Raw genomic sequence first — 20746 nt, forward strand, 5'->3', positions numbered from 1 at the left:
GTTCCCTTATGAAGTCATCGCTTAAAATCATGTTATTCCTCACCATCGCGGCCATGCTCGTCGTCTTTTCCATCGGTTTCGTCTTCGCCAACCGGGCGACGACCGAACCGGATGTCGAGGGGTATGTGATTGAAATAAATGAATCTGACCGCACCGCTCTCGTGATCAGCGACATCACCGCAGAAGAGGCGACACTTTCGCCTGACGAACTGTTCGCTCAAAGCGCACCGGAAAACGTGAGCTGGTTCAAGTTTCAAGTGAAAGCCACGTTCGAGCAAATCGCTGTCGGGGACCACGTCCATATTTGGAAAAAGACCGGTCCGAGTATCTTAAATACACCGAACCGGTCTTATGTGAAAAAAGTCGACGTGATTGACTAATATTGACGCTTGCCGTAACGTTCACTCAGCCAGAGGACTAAAAACGCCAAACCAACCAGCCATCCGCTCCAGACGAGCGCCTGGGTCATATCGCCGTTGATCGTCGCCATATAAATCGCTGTGGCGAGCGTCATCGTCTCGCCCGGGATGTTTCCCGCAATCATCATCGTGATCCCGAACTCGCCGATCGACCGGGCGAAACCGAGGACGAAACCGCTCGTCAACGCAGGTAACAGCAGCGGAATCGTCACGTAGGTGAACAGTTGACGCTCTGACCCGCCGAGCACGCGTCCGGCCTCATACCATTCCGCATCGAGTTGTTTGAGCCCGAGCCGAATCGTTTGATAGATGAGCGGGAATGCGGCCAAGGCGGACGCGATGACGTTCGCCTGTTTTGTGAACAAGATGGAGACGGGTAAGAACCCGCCAATCCCGTTGTTCCCGAGGACGATCAAGGCGTACAACCCGATGACCGTCGGCGGCAAGATGAGCGGCAACAAAAACATCGTCTCGAGCAGCCGTTTGCCTTTGAACTGACGGTGATGCATGAAATAAGCTGCGCCGAAGGCGAGGACGAAGGCGCTCATCGTCGCCATCATCCCGACTTCGAACGTGAGCTGAAGTGGAGATTGCGTCATTTGGAAAATCCTTTCGCCAAAAAGTGAGTTTGGATGTCGTCGTCAAACAAACGTGCGTAGACATCGCGGACGTATGATTCATGCGTCAACCGGACTGCCGGATACGAGATCGTGCCCGTCGCTTCAAGTGGAATCGACTGAATCGCCTCGACGCCTGTCGTCAATTCTGTCTTATAGACGAATCCCGCATTGGCATCGCCTTGTTCGATGAGCGTCAGCACTTGTCTCACGTTTTGGGCGAACATGATTCGAGGTTCCGCCTGTCCCCACGCCCCTTCCACTTCTAATGCCGCTTTCGCGTAACGACCGGCCGGGACGTTCACCGGGTCGCCGATGACGATGCGAGCGCACGTATTTAAGTCGTCCCACGTCTCCGCGCACGGTTTCCCTTTCGGTGTCACGAGCCACAACTCGTTATGCAAGAACGCATCCCGCTCTAGAATCGGGATTTGTAATCGATTGACATCGTCATCGCTCGCGGCTAAAAAGATATCCGCTGGAGAGCCGTGATTGATTTGTGCTCGTAAGGCGCCGCTCCCGTTCGTCACGACCCGAACGTCGACCCCCTCAAGTTCCGCTTCCAGTTGTCGCTCGACCTCTTCCAAGGCCGGTCCTAAACTTGCCGCTGCTAAGATGGTCACGGTTTCCTCCGAATCCGGACTTGACCACACTTGACTTAGCAATAAGACGACCGCCACCCCGATGATGACCCCACTCACCCGTTTCATCATGAATCACTCCTTTGCTTCTCCCTTATCGTAGCGATTGATTCGCCACCCATCTGTATCAAACGTCACAAAAATACACCTCCACGTGAGTAGAGGTGTGCCATTTCTTAAGCGAACGTGCGCGCCCGCGGGAATAGAATATTGTTTTCGAGATGAATATGTTCGAACGTATCCGACTCGAGCGCTTCTAACCGTTGATAGACAAGACGATATGTTCCACACGCACCTTCAGGCGGTGTATAGTCGTTCGTGATCTGACGCAATTCTTTTAAAATGTCACCGGCGGCCGCGTGTTCTGACTCGAGCGATGCCAATATGTCGTCGATCTCCCGTGTCGTTTCAGCTGTCGGTGCCGTCTCATGACGAAGCAACGTCGGGAAGTCTTCCGTCTCTTCTTTGACGATATGTTGTTCGAGCTCCACCTTCAATTGATTGAACAGTTGATGGATGCGCCCGAGGTGTGGATGGTTTTGTCCGTGGACCCGGAATACTTTTGTCACATATGGTGTGAGCTGTGGCAATTCATCCGTCAAAAATTGGTGATGCTTATAAATGATATGCTCAATCAATTCTGAGGAAGACGCGGCATCCCAATCGATGCTCTTCTCGTTCATCTCTTGCTTGCGTTGATAGAGCGCATTGACTTCTTCTAAAACGTCTTCGGTCGACCGTTTCGATTTGTCTGTCGCTTCAGAAAGGGGCCGATTGCCGCCGCAACAAAAATCGATTCGGTTCCGTTTGAAGATATCTGCCGCTTGCGGGCACTGTTTGACGATTTCAGAAACGTGCGTATCGCCCGTGAATGTCTGTGTCATCTGTCATAACCTCCATATTCGTTTTGACATGTTCAGCGTAGCAAGAGTTTGACGACAAAAATGTGAAATACGTCACATTTCAGTAAATAGGACGCACGCGTTCCGAATTTGGACACAAAAAAGCCCCTCTTGTTGAGGGGCATCGCTTAATGGGACGGCGTTTCAAATTGTTCTGCCTCGGTCGATCCGGCGAGTGCCGTCGTTGACGACTGCCCTCCCGAGATGACGAGAGATACCTCGTCGAAATACCCGGTCCCGACCTCGCGCTGGTGACGTGTCGCCGTGTACCCGTGTTGTTCGGCACTGAATTCGGCTTGTTGCAGCTCCGAGTAGGCGGCCATCCCTCGGTCTTTGTATCCGCGTGCGAGTTCGAACATCCCGAAGTTGAGCGAGTGGAAACCAGCGAGCGTGACGAATTGGAACTTGTACCCCATCGCTCCAATCTCTTGTTGGAACGTCGCAATCTCCTCGTCCGACAGCTTTTTCTTCCAATTGAACGAAGGCGAACAGTTGTAAGCGAGCAGTTTTCCTGGATACTTCGCGTGAATCGCATCCGCAAATTGGCGTGCTTCGTCCAAGTCCGGCTCCGACGTCTCGCACCAGACGAGGTCGGCGTACGGTGCATAGGCGAGACCGCGCGCGATCGCCTGTTCGATTCCCGCCTCGGTCCGGTAAAACCCTTCCGGCGTCCGGTCGCCAACGATGAACGGATGGTCGATTGGATCGATGTCGCTCGTGATCAAATTCGCGGCGTGGGCATCGGTCCGGGCGACGATAATCGTCGAGACACCCATGACGTCTGCCGCGAGACGTGCGGCAATCAAGTTTTTCACGGCCGTTTGTGTCGGCAGCAACACTTTGCCACCGAGGTGTCCGCACTTCTTCTCCGACGACAGTTGATCCTCTAGGTGAACGCCGGCTGCGCCCGCCTCAATCATCGCTTTCGTCAACTCGAAGACGTTGAGTACACCACCGAAACCGGCCTCCATGTCAGCGACGATCGGGGCGAACCAATGCGTATCGCCTTTCCCTTCCGCCGTTTGAATTTGATCGGCCCGTTGAAGCGCCTGATTGATCCGTTTGACGACACTCGGCACCGAGTTGGCCGGGTACAGACTTTGGTCCGGGTACATGTGCCCCGACAAGTTCGCATCGGCGGCGACTTGCCATCCGCTCAAATAGATGGCCTCGAGGCCCGCCTTCACTTGCTGGATGGCCTGATTTCCCGTCAATGCGCCGAGCGCGTGAACGTAATCTCGTTCATGGAGTAACTCCCATAACCGTTCCGCCCCTTTTGTCGCGAGCGTATGCTCGATTAGGACAGACCCCCGAAGTCTCATCACGTCTTCGACCCCATATGGACGTTCGACCCCGTTAAACCGTTCCGACTGTAACATATCCTCTAGTTGCACGTGTTGTTCGTTCATATCCATTCCTCCTGTATTATATTAATTTATATAATTACCATTTGTTATATAACAGATAATACGAGCTTAATCCAAGTATGCACAGCATTCGAGTGCCGCTTTGAATGACGAGTGTTCCATGCCGCAGCAACGACAGACGTTTTCTTCGTCACGATCTTCTGGTTTACGGAATATGACGACCTCTTCGACCGGCTCTCTCATGATTTGTAGCGACCCGTCGGCCCGGTCGAGCACGAGGCGCATCAAATCGTTCCCATAGACGAACGCCGTGTTAGCGAGCGCCGCTGTCGATTCCCCCGAGACAATCCGACGGACGACCCAACGTTCAATCAACTGTTCGCTTTCGATTTTTTTCGTTGTCATGATGATGCTCCTCCTTTTAAATTCGGTTCTAATGTCACTTGTTGTAAAAACTGTCGACGGCGCCGATGCAAAATCGGTTCCGTATATCCGTTCGGCGACTCGTCGCCTTCGAACACCAAATCTTTCGCCGCTTGATAGGCGATCGAACGCTCCACGTCAGGCGTCATCGGACGATAATGTGGATCTTCCGCGTTTTGCGCGTCGACGACCTCAGCCATCCGGTAAAGCGTCGCTTCGACTTGTTCGCGGCTACAGACTCCATGGTATAGCCAGTTGGCGACATGTTGACTCGAAATACGAAGCGTTGCTCGGTCTTCCATCAACCCGACGTGATGAATATCTGGCACTTTGGAGCAACCGACACCTTGCTCGACCCAACGGACGACGTAACCGAGCAACCCTTGCAAGTTGTTCTCGAGCTCCTCGTTCACTTCCTCATCTGTATAGAGACGCGTGGCGAGTGGTACCTCGAGCAGACGCCCTCGCTCAGTTGCTGGATCAAACGAACGACCAATCAACTCACGCTGAACGTCAAATGCATCAACTTGATGGTAATGCAGCGCATGAAGCGTGGCCGCCGTCGGGGACGGCACCCAAGCCGTCGTCGCCCCGGACCGGACATGATTGCTTTTTTCACGCATCATATCGCGCATCCGATCGGGCATCGCCCACATCCCTTTCCCGATTTGCCCGCGTTGATGGAATCCTGCGTCAAGCCCGATCTGGACGTTCAGACGTTCATAAGCATCGAGCCACGCCGAGGTCTTCATCTCGCCTTTCTTGCGCATCGGTCCGAGCGTGAGCGAGGAGTGAATCTCATCGCCCGTCCGGTCGAGGAATCCGGTATTGATGAAGACGATGCGTTCCTTCACTTGCTCGATACAGTTCTTCAAATTAAGCGACGTGCGTCGCTCCTCGTCCATCACGCCGACTTTGAGCGTGTGACGCGGTAACTCGAGTACATCTTCAATCGCATCGAACAAGTCGTTCGTGAACGCGACTTCCTTAGATCCATGCATCTTCGGTTTGACGATATAGATGGAGCGTTCGCGGGAATTTCGTCTGGCATCAAGATGGCGGCTCGCGATGAGCGCAGTGAAAATCCCGTCCAAGATCCCTTCCGGTACTTCACGCCCTTCCGCGTCGAGCATCAAGTCTGTCGTCATCAAGTGCCCGACGTTTCGAATAAAGAGGAGCGACCGTCCTGGGACCGTGACTTCACGCCCGTCTTTCCCGATATACTTTCGGTCAGGGTTCAACTTCCGAGTGAGCGGCCGCCCGCCTTTCGTGAACGTTGCTTCGAGCGTCCCGTCCATCAGGCCAAGCCAGTTTTCATAAAGGTGGACCTTGTCTTCCGCCCGAACAGCCGCGACCGAGTCTTCACAGTCGACGATGGCAGACAAGGCGGACTCGAGTTCGATGTCAACGAGCCCTGCTTGATCCGTCCGTCCGATTGGATGGTTCCGATCAAATTTTAATTCGGCATGAATCCCGTTATGGATGAGCAATAAACTCGTCGGAGCTTCTGGATTCCCCACATAACCGACGAGACAATCATCTTGAAACGCGATGCGGTTCCCTTCGATGATTGCGTATGGTCTGCCCTCTGACACGAGATAGCCGTTCGCTTCTGGGTGCGAGCCTTCCTGGAGCGGAAATGTATCGTCGAGAAACTGTTTGGCGTAGGCGATGACCGCTTCACCTCGGACTGGATTATAACCACTCGACTTCGTTTTCCCGTCCTCTTCGTCGATGACGTCCGTTCCGTACAAGGCGTCATACAGACTTCCCCAGCGGGCGTTCGCCGCGTTCAACGCATAGCGCGCGTTGTCGAGCGGAACGACGAGCTGTGGTCCGGCTTGCCTAGTAACCTCTGAATCGACACCTGAAACGTCGATGCTGAAATCAGGGACGGTCGCTTCGATGTAATCGATGGACCGAAGGAAACGCTCATAGTCTTCCAGGTCGAAGGCTTGCTTGTGCTCGCTGTACCATTCCTGTAATAGTCGCTCATACGACTCACGTTCGTGAAGCAGTGACTCATTCCGAGGAATGAACTCATCGAGTAGGCGCCCGACCCCAGTCCAAAATTGTCGGTGTGCCTCATCGTCAGGCAATATACGAGCCGAGATGAAGTCGAGCAACGTTTCATGTACGTGATAAGTACCTACTTGTTTGTAATGTTCCAAGCCGTCACATCCTCCCATTCAATTGTTATATATCAGTTGACTTTAATATAGACTATTATATAACAGTTTGACAACAGTTTTTTTGAAACTTTTTATTTGCGATCTATTTCAAAACCGATTAGTATACATTGTGTGACCTATCAATGATTGATTCATCAATTAGTTTTTTGAAGGAGGATACCCGATGCGCGACGCCTGTTCGCTCAGCGATGAGATTCTCTACCACGTCATCACCGTACAAAAAGAACTGGCCCAACTGTTCGATACGGAAATGGACGGGCTCAGCTCGACCCGCTTCGATATTTTGAGCAACTTGCATCACGTCGGCCCTTTGCGTCAGCGTGAACTGCAACAACGGGTTGGCGTCGATCATGCCGCCATCACGCGTCATTTAAAACAGCTCGAGACACAGGGCTTGATCACGCGCGAACGCTGCCTCCAAGACAATCGGGTCATTTATGTCGATTTGACCGATGTCGGTCGGGAGCGGATTGCACATTGGACCGAGCAAAAGAAGTGCTTATCGGACCGACTTTTTGTAAACATGAAGGTAGAGGAGCAACGACAGTTACTCGAACTTTTAAATACGTTACAAACCAACATTCAACATGAAAGGAAGACCCTTATATGAACACGACAACACAAAAAGATTTTATGGAAATCCTCAAAGGACGCCGCTCGATTCGCGTCTATGATGAGAACGTCAAAATCTCAAAAGAAGAGATGACCCAAATCTTGGAGGAAGCGACGACGGCGCCGTCTTCACTCAACCTGCAACCATGGCGCTTCGTCGTCATCGATAGCGCAGAAGGCAAAGAAACGCTCCTTCCGCTCGCAAGCTTCAACAAACGCCAAGTCGAGACCTCATCAGCCGTCATCGCCATCTTTGCCGACTACCAGATGGCCGACTATACACAAGAGATCTTCGACACGGCCGTCGAACGTGGCCTCATGCCACCAGAAGTCCGCGACCGTCAAGTCGACATGATCAAAGGCATCTTCAAAGACGCACCGAAAGAGTCTGTCAAAGACAGCATCTTGCTCGACTCGGGTCTCGTCGCGATGCAACTCATGCTCGTCGCCCGTGCCCACGGCTACGATACCAACCCAATCGGTGGCTACGACAAAGCGAACATCGCGGAAGCGTTCGGTCTCGAGAAAGAACGCTACCTTCCGGTCATGCTCCTCTCAATCGGGAAAGCTGCGGAAGAAGGTTACCAATCGGTCCGCTTCCCAATCGACCGCATCACGGACTGGAAATAAGCAAAAGCTCAAGAAAGCTCAAGCGCCTCGGGCGCTTGAGCTTTTTTTATCCGATGTATTTGACGACCTCGTTGAAATCGCGGCGTGTCTTCGGCGCGAAGTCACGGGCCCGATGTCCGAACGCGACCATGACCGAGAGCGACCAGGTGCCTCGTTCCATGACGCCTTCTGAAATTAATAATTCGTCAATCTCCGCTTGATTGAACCCTTCGATTGGGCATGAGTCGACGCCGATTTGGGCAGCGGCCGTCATCATGTTGCCGAGCGGGATATAAGTCTGGCGTTTGATCCACTCTTGGAACACACGCTCGTCGTCCAACAGTCGATAATCTTGTTCCTGGAACTCACGGACACGTTTTACCCGAAGGGCGTATTCGTCCTCGGTCCGTCCTTGGACGTCCGTGACGATGTGACGGATGTAGTCCGAGTCGTAGCGCATCGCTTCAGGCGTCCGCGCCAAAATCAACACGAAATGGCTCGCCGTTAACGCCTGTCCTTGCGCACCCCACGCGTGGTCTTTGATCTTCCGGAGCAAGTCTTCGCGACGAATGACGACGAACTGCCAAGGCTCGAAGCCGAACGAACTCGGTGATAAGCGACCCGTCTCCAGAATGAATTCGAAATCTTCCTCATCGATTTTGCGGTCCGCGTCGAACTCTTTCGTCGCTTGACGCCAACGATACGCATCTAAAATATCTTCTTTTTTCACGATGATCCACTCCCCATTTACCAAGATGACTCCATCATATCAAAACGATAAATAAGAAAGCGCTCATGGAGATTCTTTAACGGCAAGCGAACGTCCTGTACATAGCGGAACGGCGTCTCGTCATTCAAAAAATGTAAGTACTCATCGGCCGGATAATAGAGGATGAGGTCGACCGGACGCGGCGTGCGTTCGACCGAGTCGATGATGTTCGCGACGACTTGCCGGAACACGTTCACCGAGAACGGATTGAAGAAATAAAAGCGGTTCGCCTCATCAGGCACCTCAAATTGTTCGGCGTAGCCGCGGACGAGTTGGACACTGCCACGCGTCCGATGTTTCTTGGCGTAATTCATCCAATTCTCAAGTGCCGCCTCGTGGAAGCCACCGTCCATCTCGATGCCGATGGCCCGGACCCGGAACGTATAGGCGAGATAAAACGGAAGACGTCCTTTCCCCGAACCGAAGTCGACGACCGTGTCCGTGGCCGCGAGCGGATAGGCGTCACGCAACAAGTCGAGCGCCTCATACGGGGTCGGTTCATAGCGGTGGTATTCGGCCGAGGCCGGGAACCCTTGTTGCGGTTTCGCCGTCTCGATTTGGAGCAACCGTTCATAGTCTTGTTCAGTCATAAATCTGTCCTTTCTTGGATGGCGCGGAAAAATGGATGACGCTCCATCTCTTGTTTGAACGCTTGTCGTTCTTGCCACATCACGTAGCCGACATAGAGCGGGATGAGCAACTTGAACCAACTCGGCACGAGAACCATCCCCGTGACGGCAACCGGGATGAGGCGCAGCCATAAGTTCCGATGACGTGGCGTCCGTATATAGAGTAAGATGGCCGATGTGCGCCGGGCGGTTCCGAACCGGTTCGGCCTCGGCCGATAGAGCGGGCGCTTGCGTCGACTCGGCTTCTCGATGGCGCCCGACGTCGATAACAACGCCCGATCGAACGCGTCACGCACAGTCTCACCGCGCTCGAGTTCTCGGCTGAGATATGGATGACGTGACAGCCACCCTTCTCCGAGGTACATCGCGAATGCTACGAGACTACTGCCGAGGACGACCGCCCACAAAGGTGAGTCGACGAGGAGCGCGTACAGACAAAGGAACACCATACACGTGACCAAAATACGAAACACCCAATTAACCCGCCGCACCGTCAGCTGATACCACGTCCACATATGAATCCATGCTAAAAGCAGGACGGCCATTCCGAATGCTAAAATCGAAGCACCAGACCACTCGTCGAGCCTTAACACAGGTGTGAACGCCAACATGATGAAGAGAACCTTCAAGCCGAGTTTGATGACGTGATAAAGCAACGAATATCGCTTCAGCACTTGAATCAAGGTACGTCTAGCAATCAACGTCACGTCCGCCCGCTCCATCCAAACGAAAAAACGGTCTTGCAGGAACAGCACGATGAGAAGAAACGTCCAAACGAGCATCGGCACCTGACTCACCCACTCGATTTCACCTTGCCAAAGTAACCTATATTGATAGCCAAGAAAAATGGCGAACGGAATACCGCCGTATAAGATCACTGTCCAATCCAAGATGAGGCGCCACGTCTTCCACTGCTTGAACATATAAGCCCGGACCCGTCGAACGAACAGCTGTCGTTCATTCATCGCATGACCACATCTTCCATCATATCGAACAGCGACTCGCCTTCGGTTTGCAGACTGAGACGCAGCTCTTCTTTCGTCCCGCTTGCGAGCATACGCCCATCATCGATCCAGACGAAGCGGTCGCATAACCGCTCTGCCGTATCGAGGACGTGGGTGACGAGGAGCACCCCGGTGCCTTGACGGCGTTCCGCTTCAAGTAAACGAAGCAGCTGAATCGTCGTCGTCGCGTCGAGTCCGACGAACGGTTCGTCGACGAGGAGAAACTTCGACTCTTGAATGAGCGCCAACAGAATCATCGCTTTTTGCTTCATCCCTTTTGAGAATGAGGCGATATAGTCGTGGCGAACCGTCTCGAGCCTAAACAGACGGAGCAGCGCTTCCGTGCGCTCGCGATTCTCAACGTCCGTCAATTCCAAGACGAGGGCGATATGTTCCTCGAGCGTCAAGTAATCATAGTAAACCGGTTGCTCAGGAATGTAGGCGTAGCGGTCGATGTGCACCTCGCCCCGCATCCACGGGATCGTTCCGGTGAGACAGGCGAGCGTCGTACTCTTCCCGGCCCCGTTCGATCCAATCATCCCGACGATTTCGCCAGGCCCGACCTCGAACCGGATGGCCTCGATGACCGCCTCACCGCGTTCATACCCGGCTTGTTCAATGTGAACGTTCATGAGAACCTCCTTCGCAAAAAGTCGCCTTTTCAGGCGACGTCACCGAACGATATTGACCGAAGAGAAGACGAACTTGTCATAGCGGTGTCGAGCGAATGAGTATTCGAACGGCTTCCCGTTACTCAAGTAAACGACTTGTTCGACCTCGATGATTGGATCGGTAATGTCATTCTTCAAGTAACGTTGATCATACTCGTCAGGCTTGTCGGCCCGAATCATCTTGTGTGAGCTCGTGATTGTGTAGCCGAGCTCCTGCTGGATGTAACTATAGACCGACTTCTCCAAGATTTTGCGTGACAGTCCCGTAATTAGATTGGCGACCATGTACGTCAATTCGATGACGTAAGGCTCTTCGTCCACATAGCGGACACGGCGAATCTCATAGACCGGCTCCGTCAACTCAATCATTAAATGGTCGGCAACTTCCTGGGTCGGGAATTTTACTTCGAAGTCGAGCACTTCACTGCGCAGACTACGGTCGCCGATGACCTGCGTCAATCCTCTCGTCTCTTTGCTGATGATGTTGATGCGCTCTTTTTGGAAGCTGGCCGGCAAGATGAACGTCCCTTTGCCGCGTTTCCGATAAATCAAGCCTTCCATCACGAGAATCTCAAGGGCGCGCTTCATCGTCATACGACTGACACCAAACTCTTCCGCCAATTGAATCTCGTCCGGGAGTGGCGTTTCGAGTTCATAAGCATGTTCATTGATGCGATGTCGAATCTCATCAGCAATCGATTCATATTTTGGTTTTTTCTTTGTAGACATATTCCACCTCATGTATAGACATATATAAATAATATATCAAAAAAAGCTGACAAAGAGTAGGTCCTTGTCAGCTTTTCCTATTATTCTGTAAATCCATGATTGGCAATCACTTGTTTGAACCAATGACCAGATTTTTTGACGGTTCGTTCCTGGGTTGTCAAGTCGACACCGACGAACCCGTAACGGTTCTTATAAGCGTTACTCCATGACCAGTTGTCCATAAACGTCCATAAGTGGTACCCTTTCACGTTCGCGCCTTCTTCGAGCGCCCGATGCGTCCATTTCAAATGCTCACGAATGAAGTCAATCCGGTAGTCGTCCTGGACGCTGCCATCGGCATCACGGTAACGCTCTTCCCCTTCAACGCCCATCCCGTTCTCAGAAATGAAGCATGGGATGTTGCCATAGTTGTCTTTCAAGTTGATTAAGATGTCATAGACACCCTGCTCATAAATTTCCCAACCACGGTATGGATTCATCTTACGACCCGGCATCTCATAGAAGTCGAACAGATTCTCAGGCAGGAACGGCGCATCAGGATTCGGAAGCGACGCTTTGGCCTTGACCCGACGAGGTTGATAGTAGTTGATGCCAAGGAGGTCGATCGTATTCGCCCGAATGAGATCCAAGTCTCCAGATTGCATCTCCGGCATCGCGCCTTGTTCCTGTAATACGTCGATGAGTTCTTCAGGGAACGTCCCGAGCACGGACGGGTCCAAGAACGAGCGGTTGAAGATGGCGTCGGCCAAGCGTGACGCCTGCACATCGGCCGGATGTTGGCTGCGCGGATACGACGGTGTCAAATTCAGGATGATCCCGATTTGACCGGATTGTCCCTGCTCCCGATACGCCTGGATGGCGAGCGCGCTCGATAAAATCGAATGGTAAGCGACTTGGACGGCACGCTTGAAATCGACGACGTTCGGATAGTGGAAATCGTACAAGTAGCCACCTTCGACCGGTACGATCGGTTCGTTATGAGTGAACCACGTCGTCACACGGTCGCCGAAAAGCTCGAAACACGTCTTCGCGAACTGCACGTAAGCGTCGACGACGTCACGTGATTCCCAGCCGCCTCGGTCTTGAAGCGCCATCGGCATGTCGAAGTGATATAAGTTGATGAACGGCTCGATGCCGTGATCGATGAGGCAATTGATCACGTTGTTATAGAACGTGATCGCCTCTTCATTCACCTCACCGACGCCTTCTGGGAATAGACGCGACCACGAGATTGAGAAACGGAACGTGTTATGCCCGAGCTCCTTCATGAGCGCGATGTCTTGCTCGTACAAATGATAGAAGTTAGATGCCTCGGTCGCGCTGACGCCATTGAAGAATCGGTTCGGTTGTTGCATATACCAGTAATCCCAAATATTTAAGCCTTTGCCACCTTCAAACGCCGCACCTTCCATTTGCGTCGCCGAAGATGCCGTCCCCCACCAAAAATCGGTCGGGAATTGATATGTCACTGCTGCTGATGTTTTCGTTTCTGTCGGGTTCGTCATAAACTCGCTCTCCCTTACTCTCTATTTCTCATTCACACCGCTTCGTCTTTCTGGTTAGCGGCTTCTTCCTGTTCTTTCTTCACATTCAAACGGTCAATAAATTTAAGGAATGGGAACCACACCGCCAAGATGATCAAGAAGTTGACGAGTTGCAACAATCCGCCGGCAAGTGAGTTCGTCGCCATCATCCCGCTGATGAACATCGGGACGGTCCAAGGTACCGCGACCCCTGTCGGCGGCGGGACGAGCCCTGTCGACATCGCAAAGTAAGTGACCGTGACCGTGATGAGCGGAGCAACAATCCATGGAATCATGATGAGTGGGTTCATGACAATCGGCAGACCGAAAATGACTGGTTCGTTGACGTTAAAGATCCCTGGTCCGAGTGACAGTTTCCCGATTTGTTTCAACTGCTTCGATTTCAAGAACAACAAAATCGCTACGATGACGGCAAGCGTCGATCCCGATCCACCAAGGCCGACCGTATAGATTTCAACAAACTGTTTACTGATGATATTCGGTACTTCTCCGGTCGTCGTGTACGCGTTCAAGTTTTCAAGCGACAACGTATTCCAAATCGGATCCATGACCGAGTTGACGATGACTTGTCCATGCAGCCCGAAGAACCAGAACAATTGAACGAAGAAGATGGCAATCAATGTTGGGACGAGACCGTTACCCAATTTAACGAGCGGCTGTTGGACGACGTTGAAGATGACGTCATGTAAGTTCGTATTGAACAAGCTCGTCACACCGATGTTGAGGAGCAAGAACACAGTGAGCGTCAACAAGGCCGGTACGAGCGCCGAGAACGACTTCGCCACCGCCGGCGGTACGCCGTCTGGCATTTTGATCGTCCAGTTCTTTTGAACGACGAACCGATAAATCTCCCCGGAGAGGAAACCGGTGATCATGGCGAGGAACATTCCTTTGGCGCCAAGACGATCGAGCGGGAGGACGTTACCGACCGCTTCTGTCATGCCTTCGACTTCAATCAGGAACGGTGTCAACAACAGGAACGATACGAGCGAAATCGCTCCACCGAAGACGGCTTCGACGTTGTAACTTTTCGAAAGATAATAGCCAATACCGAAAACGACGAAGATTGACATGATGCCCATCGTGGCCGACGGGGCGTTACCGAGTGAGGATTTGAACGCATTCAGCGTCCCTTCCGACATGAACTTGTCTAAGAACGGCAAGTTGGCAATGACGACGACGATTGAACCGAACATCGTAATCGGGAACGCGAGCATGAACGCATCCCGTAATACTTGCAAATACCGACTGTTGTTCAAGTAAGTCGCCATCGGCATGAGCAACTTGCTGATCAATAAGAACATTTTGTTGTCCTGTGACATAGGATTCACCCTTCTTGATTAGGATTTACAATCTTTTGCTCCATCATCTCGATCAAGCCAGCCGTCAAATCGAGCATCGTCTGGGTCGACATGAGATGGTCTTCGGCGTGAAGGAGCAACAGCGACATGTCCGTCTTCTCCCCGTTCGCCTCTTTCTGAATTTGAGCGAAGTGCGTCTGATGCGCTTCTTTTAACTGTTCACGTGCTGTTGTCAGTTTCGCTTCAAACGCCTCGTATGAACCGTTCTTATACGTTTGAATCGCTTCTTGAATCGTGCTCCGTGCGTTCCCGCTATGCAAAATCATCATGAACGCCATCTGTTCCAACGTTAACTCTTCCGTTCCTTCCATGACTTCACCCCATCAATTGAATTGCTTGCTCATATGCCGCTTTCCCATTTGCCGTTCCATAGGCCATCATATCGATGACTTCGACCGGTTTCGATGTTTGCGCTTTCAATTTGTCGAGCAAAAAGCGCATTTGCGGTCCGATGAGGATGACATCCGCTTCTTCCATCTCCTTACCGACCTGGTCTTGACCGACTGCCCAAATTTTCGCTTCGTCCCCGATTGACGCCGCGTGTTGCTGCATTTTCGTGACGAGCAGGCTCGTCGACATTCCTGAACTACAAGCGAGTAATACTTTCTTCATGTTCAATCACTCCTTTTTTGAAATCGTTTACAACTTTTATTATACACATGATTAATTTCATGTCTATACTTGATTTAAAGTTTGTTTAGTTTTTAAATTTAAAAGTGTATATGATAACAAATGAGAGTGAGGGAATTGACGATGAACATCATCCCGTTACAGCCACATTATCAATATCGTCTTTGGGGAGGAGACCGCTTAAAGCGTTTTGGTTTTTGTTTTGATGAAGCCTCGATTGGCGAAGCTTGGACCGCTTCAGCGTTGACACAAGGCAGTTCAATCGTGACTGCCGGACCATACGCTGGGACGACACTAAGCGAACTGTACGACACGCATCGTGAACTATTCGGTATCGATGCGCCTGAGTTTCCGTTATTGATCAAGTGGATTGACCCGAACGATGACTTATCGATTCAAGTGCATCCTGATGACGAGTTGGCGCAGTCACTCGAACATCAACCGTATGGAAAGAATGAATGTTGGTATATCCTCGACGCGCCCGAAGGGGGAGAAATCATTTACGGGCACACCTTTGAGTCGAAAGAGACGTTGCAGCAGGCGCTCGAAACCGGTAATGTGATGTCCGGCTTGATTCGAAAACCTGTCAGCCGCGGCGATTTTCTATACGTGCCGGCCGGGACCGTCCACGCTTTGACGAAAGACGTATCTGTTCTCGAAATTCAACAGAGTTCGGATACGACGTACCGTCTCTATGATTACGGACGCACTGAACCAACAACCGGACACACACGTGATCTCCACGTCAATCAAGGGACACGTGCCGCATTCGCACCACATCTCGACTATGTGGAACCTGTCCTGTCACTGGATCATTTCCGGACGCAGTTGACGCGCAATCGGTATTTCTTCGTCGAAAAATGGACGATCGAACGCGAAGAATCCGTCTCGACGGACACGTTCCGTTTGCTCTCGGTCGTCGAAGGGACACTTGAGATGGATGGATTGTTTTTCGGTATGGGTGCCACGTTACTGCTACCGGCACACCAGTCGTTTCATTTGGATGGAACAGCCGTTTGTCTCGTCACTGGTGTATCATCTCCAACCAAACAAAAGGCCCGCATCGGGATCGATTTGGGCGGCACGAATACACGCGTCGCCATCGTGTCGACGGACGGGCATGTCGAAAAGCAATATAAGTTTAAAACACAGCCCCACCTTGAACTCGACACTTTGTTGAACCAAATCAAGCTTGCCGTCGAACGATTCCAACTCGAATATGACATCACGCACGTCGGCATCGCGGCTCCTGGTCCGCTCGACTTAAAACGAGGTGCGTTCTTGACCCCGCCGAACCTCCCGAACTGGCATCACCAAGTGATTGTGGAGCCGTTGCGCAGTCTCCTCCGTCTACCTGTCACGTTAGAGAATGATGCCAATGCGGCGGCACTCGCCGAAGCGAAGTTCGGGGCTGGTCGGCATGTCGACTCCGTCTTTTACGTCACGGTCAGCACAGGTATCGGCGGCGGTTTCGTCTATAAGCAAAATTTGATTAGCGGGGCTCACGGTAGCGCCGGAGAAGTCGGCAATATGATCATTCGTACGGACGGACCAGCACATCCGACGCTGAACGTCGGAGCGCTGGAGACGCATGCGAGCGGAACGGCACTTCACGAACGTGCCCGCACTAAAGGAATGACTGATTCGATGACGCTTTTGACAGACGAAATCGAACGCAGCACGTTCGTCGAGGATTTAGCGACCGGTCTCGCCAATATCATCCACACGGTCGATCCTGACGTCATCATTCTTGGAGGAGGCGTGACGGCTTCGGCTCCGTTATACTGGAATCAGTTACAAGACGCGGTCGCGATGCGAGTATACCCTCATTTGAGAGGAGCGACCCCCCTCGTCCTGCAGCAACTGCATGGCGACGCTGGCGTCATCGGGGCCGCGTTCTTGGCATAAGGAGTGAAAAGAGATGCAACATTATTTAGCCATCGATATTGGTGGTACCAGTATTAAATACGGAGTCGTCCAATCCGACGGAAACCTCCTGTCGAACAAACACGTCCCAACCCCAGCGACGTGGGACGGCTTGCTCGAACAAATCGATGTAATTTTTAACGAAGCGACCGGCGAGGCCCCTCTCGACGGCATCGCCTTCAGTGCGCCCGGCTCTGTCGACTCGACAACCGGTGTGATTCATGGAATCAGCGCATTGCCGTATATCCATAATCGTCCTTTCCTACAGCCGTTCGAAGACCGCTACGCCCTGCCTATCACCGTCTTGAACGACGCCAATGCGGCCGCGCTCGCGGAAGGGTGGACCGGTGCGGCCGCATCCGTGAAACGCTATGCGACCGTGGTTATCGGAACAGGCATCGGCGGAGCTTTCGTCGATTCGGACGTCCTCATGATCGGCTCACATTTCCACGGTGGTGAATTCGGTTACTGGATTCTCGACCCGTCTCTTCCCCATCCAGATGGGACATGGAGTAAAATCGGCGCCACCGCCGCTCTCGTCCATCGATGCAGCGAGCAACTCGGACGTCTGCTTACCGGAAAAGATGTGTTCGCGCTTCAAACTGAACCGATTATCCAAACAGAATTGGAACGGTTCTACCGCTGGAACGCGATCGGCATCTACAATCTCCAGTTCGGGCTTGACCCGGAACGGATTTTGATTGGTGGCGGCATCAGCCGGCGTCCTGAAGTGCGGGATGGCATCAAGCGACACTTGGACGCGCTTTGCGACGCGTTCGGGACGTTCCGTATCGACGTCGAGACATGCGCCCACTTCAACGAGGCCAACTTGATTGGTGCGGCACGGTTTCACATGTTAGCCAAGTAAAAAGGGTTTCAGTCACGATTCAGCGTGATTGAAACCCTTTTATTGTGCTAGTCGATTTTCATGAAGGTGATGGTACACCTCGTCCCGTATTGCTTCGAGCGTACGTTCATGGACAATCATGTGGGCCCGAATCGTTCGATTGACCCGTTCATCGATCATCCCCGCTTCCAAATGCCGATCTAACACGGGGAGACTAAAGTCATCGATTGGCAAATAGGCGACTGGGACTATCACATCCTCCGCCTTCACGGAGACTTGAACCCCGTTCACATCGGGAAAGAAATAGGATTCATAATACGGTTCCACGACCAGCTCCTCTTTCATCGCATCCCGCACTTCAGGAATCGTCGTCGGCAGGGCGATGAAGTACACCATTTGGTCAAACGAGAACGCGACGTCTTTCAGCGAAACACCCAGTCCCTCCGCGTGTCGTTTGGCCACACGCCCCGTGACAAATCGATAACTGGGCCGACTCGTAAACAGGATGGTCGCGATAAACGCGACGGTCATGATCATGACACTGAATTCGGTCATAGCGGCACCCCTTCCCAGCGGCAGACTTGGTTTTTACCTCGTGATTTGGCCGCGTATAGCGCTTGGTCGGCGCACTCAATCAACCGTTCGCGTGACTGTTCGTGAAGCGTGTGCTTCGAAGCGACACCAAAGCTGAGCGTCAATCGCTCGCCCGGTTGTCGTTCCCCGTGCGTGAAGTTCGTTCCGAGCACGGCCGTACGAATCGTCTCCGCCACATGCGACGCCTCGACTTCATCGAACTGCGGCAACAGGACGACAAACTCTTCGCCCCCGAACCGATACGCCATCTGTTCATCCGGCACGCTCCGCCGAATGACACTCGCGAGTCGTGTGAGTAACTCATTTCCAGCCAAATGGCCGTTCGTGTCATTGTAATGTTTGAAATGGTCGATATCCATGACGATGAGTGACAATTCGTCCGTTTCGCACTCTCGGAACAAGACGTCCAAGTCCTGTTCGAACGAGCGGTGGTTTTTCAGACGCGTTAAACCGTCACGAAGCGCCAACGTCTCGATCCGCTGGTACAACATCGTCTGGTGCAACGCGAGCGAGGCTTGCTCCGCAATCGGTCGGACACTGTCAATCTTTTGAGGGGTGATCGGCTTTTTATTGACAACGTTATCGATGACGAGGAGTCCGTAAGGAATGCCTTGATGGTGAAGCGGGAAAATCGTGCATTCATCCATTTGTAAATCAGTATGTAGCATGCGCAACACCGGATCGTCGGTGATGCTCGCATAAACATGGAGCGGCCGACCCGAATCGAGTGTCTGTTTGAACAGGTGGTTGCCATGAAACGGGATCGTCATTTTCCGAATCCGTTCATTCAACTGCTCATCGTGTGACGAGTCCGTCTCTTTTTCGTCAATCAGACCTTGAAGATCATAATGTTGTCGGGTGATTTCTTCCCAAATTTGAAACCCGTCTTCCGGATTCATCGGTCCCGTTCCCATGACACCATAAATGCTATCTTTTTCCAAATCCGCGAAAAAGATGATGGAACGGTTAAAGCCAAGACCATGCCCCGCCGTCACAGACGTCAAAATTGTCTGTAGCAACCGGTCCGGATCGAGCGTGTCTTGCATCGTAAAACTAACTTCCCGAAACACGTTCAATTGACGAGAACTCGCCGTCAACATCCGCAATCGACCTGAGCGCTCTCGCTTCAATTGGTTGACGTAACCAAAGAGCAGCGCGGCTCCTAGCCCGAAGAAAACATAACTAAGCAACAGTGGAAAGGATAATATCCCGGATTGGCTGTATACTAAGAGCCAGCTGACCATGATTGCAACAGTCATGCCTTTCCAATGAAAACAGACGAGGCCGGTCATAATCAATAACAGCACGGACCAATGTAAATCATAAAAATCGAATAACACCCCGTGCCAAATCACGACGAGGCTGCTCGCCCCGGCGAGCAACCAGCGATTCAGGGCGGGGGTCGTCATCAACCGGAGGATGTTGAGGACGATGGTAATTAGGACGATACCGCCAATCAATAAGCCATAAACCATGGTTACCCCTCGTTTCATCGAATCATCTGTATATATGATTATAAATCGAATCCCCGAAGGCGGGACTGAATTTGTCCAATCACTGACCAAACTTTTAAGTTCCTTGAAGTATTTTCCATAAGATGTCGAACGTCTTTACTCCACGTCTCATATGAGTGATTTCACATAATCCTTTCGTTTACTTTAGTAGAGTAACGTGGAATGATGGAATTAATTAACCCATTTAAGCGAGGTGGAAGCGTGACCCGTACCGAACATCTAGAAGCTACACGGATTTTACATCACCTATTTAACGCGTCTTCCTTCGTCGGAATCGACTTCGGTTCCGGTCCAAATCATCACCTACTCTACTTTAAACGAGATGACAACGAGTCATGGCTCTCGATCGAGGGACCTTGGTACGTCCATTCATCGGGCCCATCGTTCAATGAAGATGAACAACTCCAACACCTCGTCGGACTCCGGCGCGAACGTGTCTGTTCCATTCGATTATCTGAAGACAACCCCCACCTTGAACTGTCATTTGAATCCGGAGCCGTCCTGTTCGTGAATGGCTATCATGAGCAGTACGAGAGTTGGCAGGCCGGGGACGCCCGCCCGCTCGGAGGCGAGCACTTTTTACTCGTCGCCATGCCTCAAGGAGACTTGGCCGTCTTCGCGGAGGAGGATGTCTGATGGCAGCCTGGACGGAGATACTCACGTATATGTTGATTGCCGGTGGCGTCAGTCTCGCCATCATCGTGTTGCGCAAAGTCACGAAGTCATAAGAAAAAGAGCGGCCGCAG

23 protein-coding genes are annotated in these 20746 nt (G+C 52.1%); 6 read left to right on the forward strand and 17 right to left on the reverse strand.

The features are described 5' to 3' along the window. Positions 1-8 precede the first annotated feature (8 nt). Positions 9-380, forward strand: a complete 372-nt coding sequence (locus NMQ00_RS14925) for a DUF3221 domain-containing protein (RefSeq protein ID WP_255177306.1) — start codon at positions 9-11, stop codon at positions 378-380. Here the strand turns inward: NMQ00_RS14925 and modB are convergent. The 6 genes from modB to NMQ00_RS14955 form a co-directional block, all read right to left on the reverse strand. Continuing rightward, positions 377-1018 (reverse strand): molybdate ABC transporter permease subunit, encoded by a 642-nt coding sequence (gene modB / locus NMQ00_RS14930; RefSeq protein WP_255177307.1) that lies wholly within the window; start codon positions 1016-1018, stop codon positions 377-379. The two genes, NMQ00_RS14925 and modB, sit on opposite strands and share 4 nt — an antisense overlap. Further along, the gene (gene modA, locus NMQ00_RS14935; protein WP_255177308.1) at positions 1015-1749 is read right to left on the reverse strand and encodes a molybdate ABC transporter substrate-binding protein; all 735 of its coding nucleotides are present in this window, start codon (positions 1747-1749) and stop codon (positions 1015-1017) included. The genes modB and modA overlap by 4 nt, the downstream gene beginning before the upstream one ends. 104 nt (positions 1750-1853) lie before the next feature. Continuing rightward, positions 1854-2561 (reverse strand): iron-sulfur cluster repair di-iron protein, encoded by a 708-nt coding sequence (ric, locus tag NMQ00_RS14940; RefSeq protein WP_255177309.1) that lies wholly within the window; start codon positions 2559-2561, stop codon positions 1854-1856. Positions 2562-2707: 146 nt separating this feature from the next. After that, positions 2708-3988, reverse strand: a complete 1281-nt coding sequence (gene aceA, locus NMQ00_RS14945) for an isocitrate lyase (protein WP_255177310.1) — start codon at positions 3986-3988, stop codon at positions 2708-2710. 66 nt (positions 3989-4054) lie between these two features. Further along, on the reverse strand, positions 4055-4351 hold the full coding sequence (locus tag NMQ00_RS14950; RefSeq protein ID WP_029596327.1) for a hypothetical protein: 297 nt from the start codon (positions 4349-4351) through the stop codon (positions 4055-4057). Next, positions 4348-6540, reverse strand: a complete 2193-nt coding sequence (locus NMQ00_RS14955; protein ID WP_255177311.1) for a malate synthase G — start codon at positions 6538-6540, stop codon at positions 4348-4350. The genes NMQ00_RS14950 and NMQ00_RS14955 overlap by 4 nt, the downstream gene beginning before the upstream one ends. Positions 6541-6724: 184 nt before the next feature. Between NMQ00_RS14955 and NMQ00_RS14960 the strand changes: the two genes are divergently transcribed. Further along, complete coding sequence (locus NMQ00_RS14960) at positions 6725-7171, forward strand: MarR family winged helix-turn-helix transcriptional regulator (RefSeq protein ID WP_255177312.1); 447 nt, start codon at positions 6725-6727, stop codon at positions 7169-7171. Further along, positions 7168-7803: a nitroreductase family protein gene (locus NMQ00_RS14965; RefSeq protein ID WP_255177313.1), complete on the forward strand. Its 636-nt coding sequence runs from the start codon at positions 7168-7170 to the stop codon at positions 7801-7803. Before NMQ00_RS14960 ends, NMQ00_RS14965 begins: the two co-directional genes overlap by 4 nt. A 46-nt stretch (positions 7804-7849) precedes the next feature. Here NMQ00_RS14965 and NMQ00_RS14970 read toward each other — a convergent pair whose 3' ends face one another. The 9 genes from NMQ00_RS14970 to NMQ00_RS15010 all read right to left on the reverse strand — a co-directional run bounded on the left by NMQ00_RS14970 (position 7850) and on the right by NMQ00_RS15010 (position 15101). Continuing rightward, positions 7850-8512 (reverse strand): NAD(P)H-dependent oxidoreductase, encoded by a 663-nt coding sequence (locus NMQ00_RS14970; RefSeq protein WP_441294607.1) that lies wholly within the window; start codon positions 8510-8512, stop codon positions 7850-7852. 17 nt (positions 8513-8529) lie between these two features. Next, positions 8530-9141: an SAM-dependent methyltransferase gene (locus NMQ00_RS14975; protein WP_255177314.1), complete on the reverse strand. Its 612-nt coding sequence runs from the start codon at positions 9139-9141 to the stop codon at positions 8530-8532. Beyond that, positions 9138-10145, reverse strand: a complete 1008-nt coding sequence (locus NMQ00_RS14980; RefSeq protein ID WP_255177315.1) for an ABC transporter permease — start codon at positions 10143-10145, stop codon at positions 9138-9140. The genes NMQ00_RS14975 and NMQ00_RS14980 overlap by 4 nt, the downstream gene beginning before the upstream one ends. Beyond that, a complete protein-coding gene (locus NMQ00_RS14985; protein WP_255177316.1) occupies positions 10142-10816 on the reverse strand; it encodes an ABC transporter ATP-binding protein in 675 nt (224 codons plus the stop codon). Before NMQ00_RS14985 ends, NMQ00_RS14980 begins: the two co-directional genes overlap by 4 nt. A gap of 39 nt (positions 10817-10855) precedes the next feature. Beyond that, positions 10856-11584, reverse strand: a complete 729-nt coding sequence (locus NMQ00_RS14990; protein ID WP_255177317.1) for a GntR family transcriptional regulator — start codon at positions 11582-11584, stop codon at positions 10856-10858. An 80-nt stretch (positions 11585-11664) separates the two neighbouring features. Further along, a complete protein-coding gene (locus tag NMQ00_RS14995) occupies positions 11665-13089 on the reverse strand; it encodes a glycoside hydrolase family 1 protein (protein ID WP_255177318.1) in 1425 nt (474 codons plus the stop codon). 32 nt (positions 13090-13121) lie between these two features. Next, a complete protein-coding gene (gene celB / locus NMQ00_RS15000; RefSeq protein WP_255177319.1) occupies positions 13122-14432 on the reverse strand; it encodes a PTS cellobiose transporter subunit IIC in 1311 nt (436 codons plus the stop codon). A gap of 23 nt (positions 14433-14455) precedes the next feature. Then, entirely contained in the window at positions 14456-14800 is a 345-nt protein-coding gene (locus NMQ00_RS15005; protein WP_255177320.1) for a PTS sugar transporter subunit IIA, read from the reverse strand. A 4-nt stretch (positions 14801-14804) separates the two neighbouring features. Then, positions 14805-15101 carry a PTS sugar transporter subunit IIB gene (locus tag NMQ00_RS15010; protein ID WP_255177321.1) on the reverse strand — a complete coding sequence of 99 codons (297 nt, stop codon included), beginning with the start codon at positions 15099-15101 and terminating at the stop codon, positions 14805-14807. A gap of 141 nt (positions 15102-15242) precedes the next feature. Here NMQ00_RS15010 and NMQ00_RS15015 point away from each other — a divergent pair, with 141 nt between their 5' ends. Together NMQ00_RS15015 and NMQ00_RS15020 are read left to right on the forward strand one after the other, a co-directional pair. Then, positions 15243-17027 (forward strand): type I phosphomannose isomerase catalytic subunit, encoded by a 1785-nt coding sequence (locus NMQ00_RS15015; RefSeq protein ID WP_255177322.1) that lies wholly within the window; start codon positions 15243-15245, stop codon positions 17025-17027. A 13-nt stretch (positions 17028-17040) separates the two neighbouring features. After that, positions 17041-17913: an ROK family protein gene (locus NMQ00_RS15020; protein WP_255177323.1), complete on the forward strand. Its 873-nt coding sequence runs from the start codon at positions 17041-17043 to the stop codon at positions 17911-17913. Positions 17914-17952: 39 nt separating this feature from the next. On the opposite strand, the gene NMQ00_RS15025 is transcribed toward NMQ00_RS15020, so the two are convergent. Next, positions 17953-18447 (reverse strand): hypothetical protein, encoded by a 495-nt coding sequence (locus NMQ00_RS15025; RefSeq protein WP_255177324.1) that lies wholly within the window; start codon positions 18445-18447, stop codon positions 17953-17955. After that, the gene (locus NMQ00_RS15030; RefSeq protein WP_255177325.1) at positions 18444-19961 is read right to left on the reverse strand and encodes a sensor domain-containing diguanylate cyclase; all 1518 of its coding nucleotides are present in this window, start codon (positions 19959-19961) and stop codon (positions 18444-18446) included. Before NMQ00_RS15030 ends, NMQ00_RS15025 begins: the two co-directional genes overlap by 4 nt. A gap of 240 nt (positions 19962-20201) precedes the next feature. On the opposite strand from NMQ00_RS15030, the gene NMQ00_RS15035 reads away from it, so the two are divergent. Next, the gene (locus tag NMQ00_RS15035) at positions 20202-20636 is read left to right on the forward strand and encodes a DUF6188 family protein (protein ID WP_255177326.1); all 435 of its coding nucleotides are present in this window, start codon (positions 20202-20204) and stop codon (positions 20634-20636) included. The last annotated feature ends 110 nt before the right edge of the window (positions 20637-20746 follow it).

The sequence above is a fragment of the Exiguobacterium aurantiacum genome, from assembly GCF_024362205.1.
Taxonomy (GTDB): Bacteria; Bacillota; Bacilli; order Exiguobacteriales; family Exiguobacteriaceae; genus Exiguobacterium; species Exiguobacterium aurantiacum_B.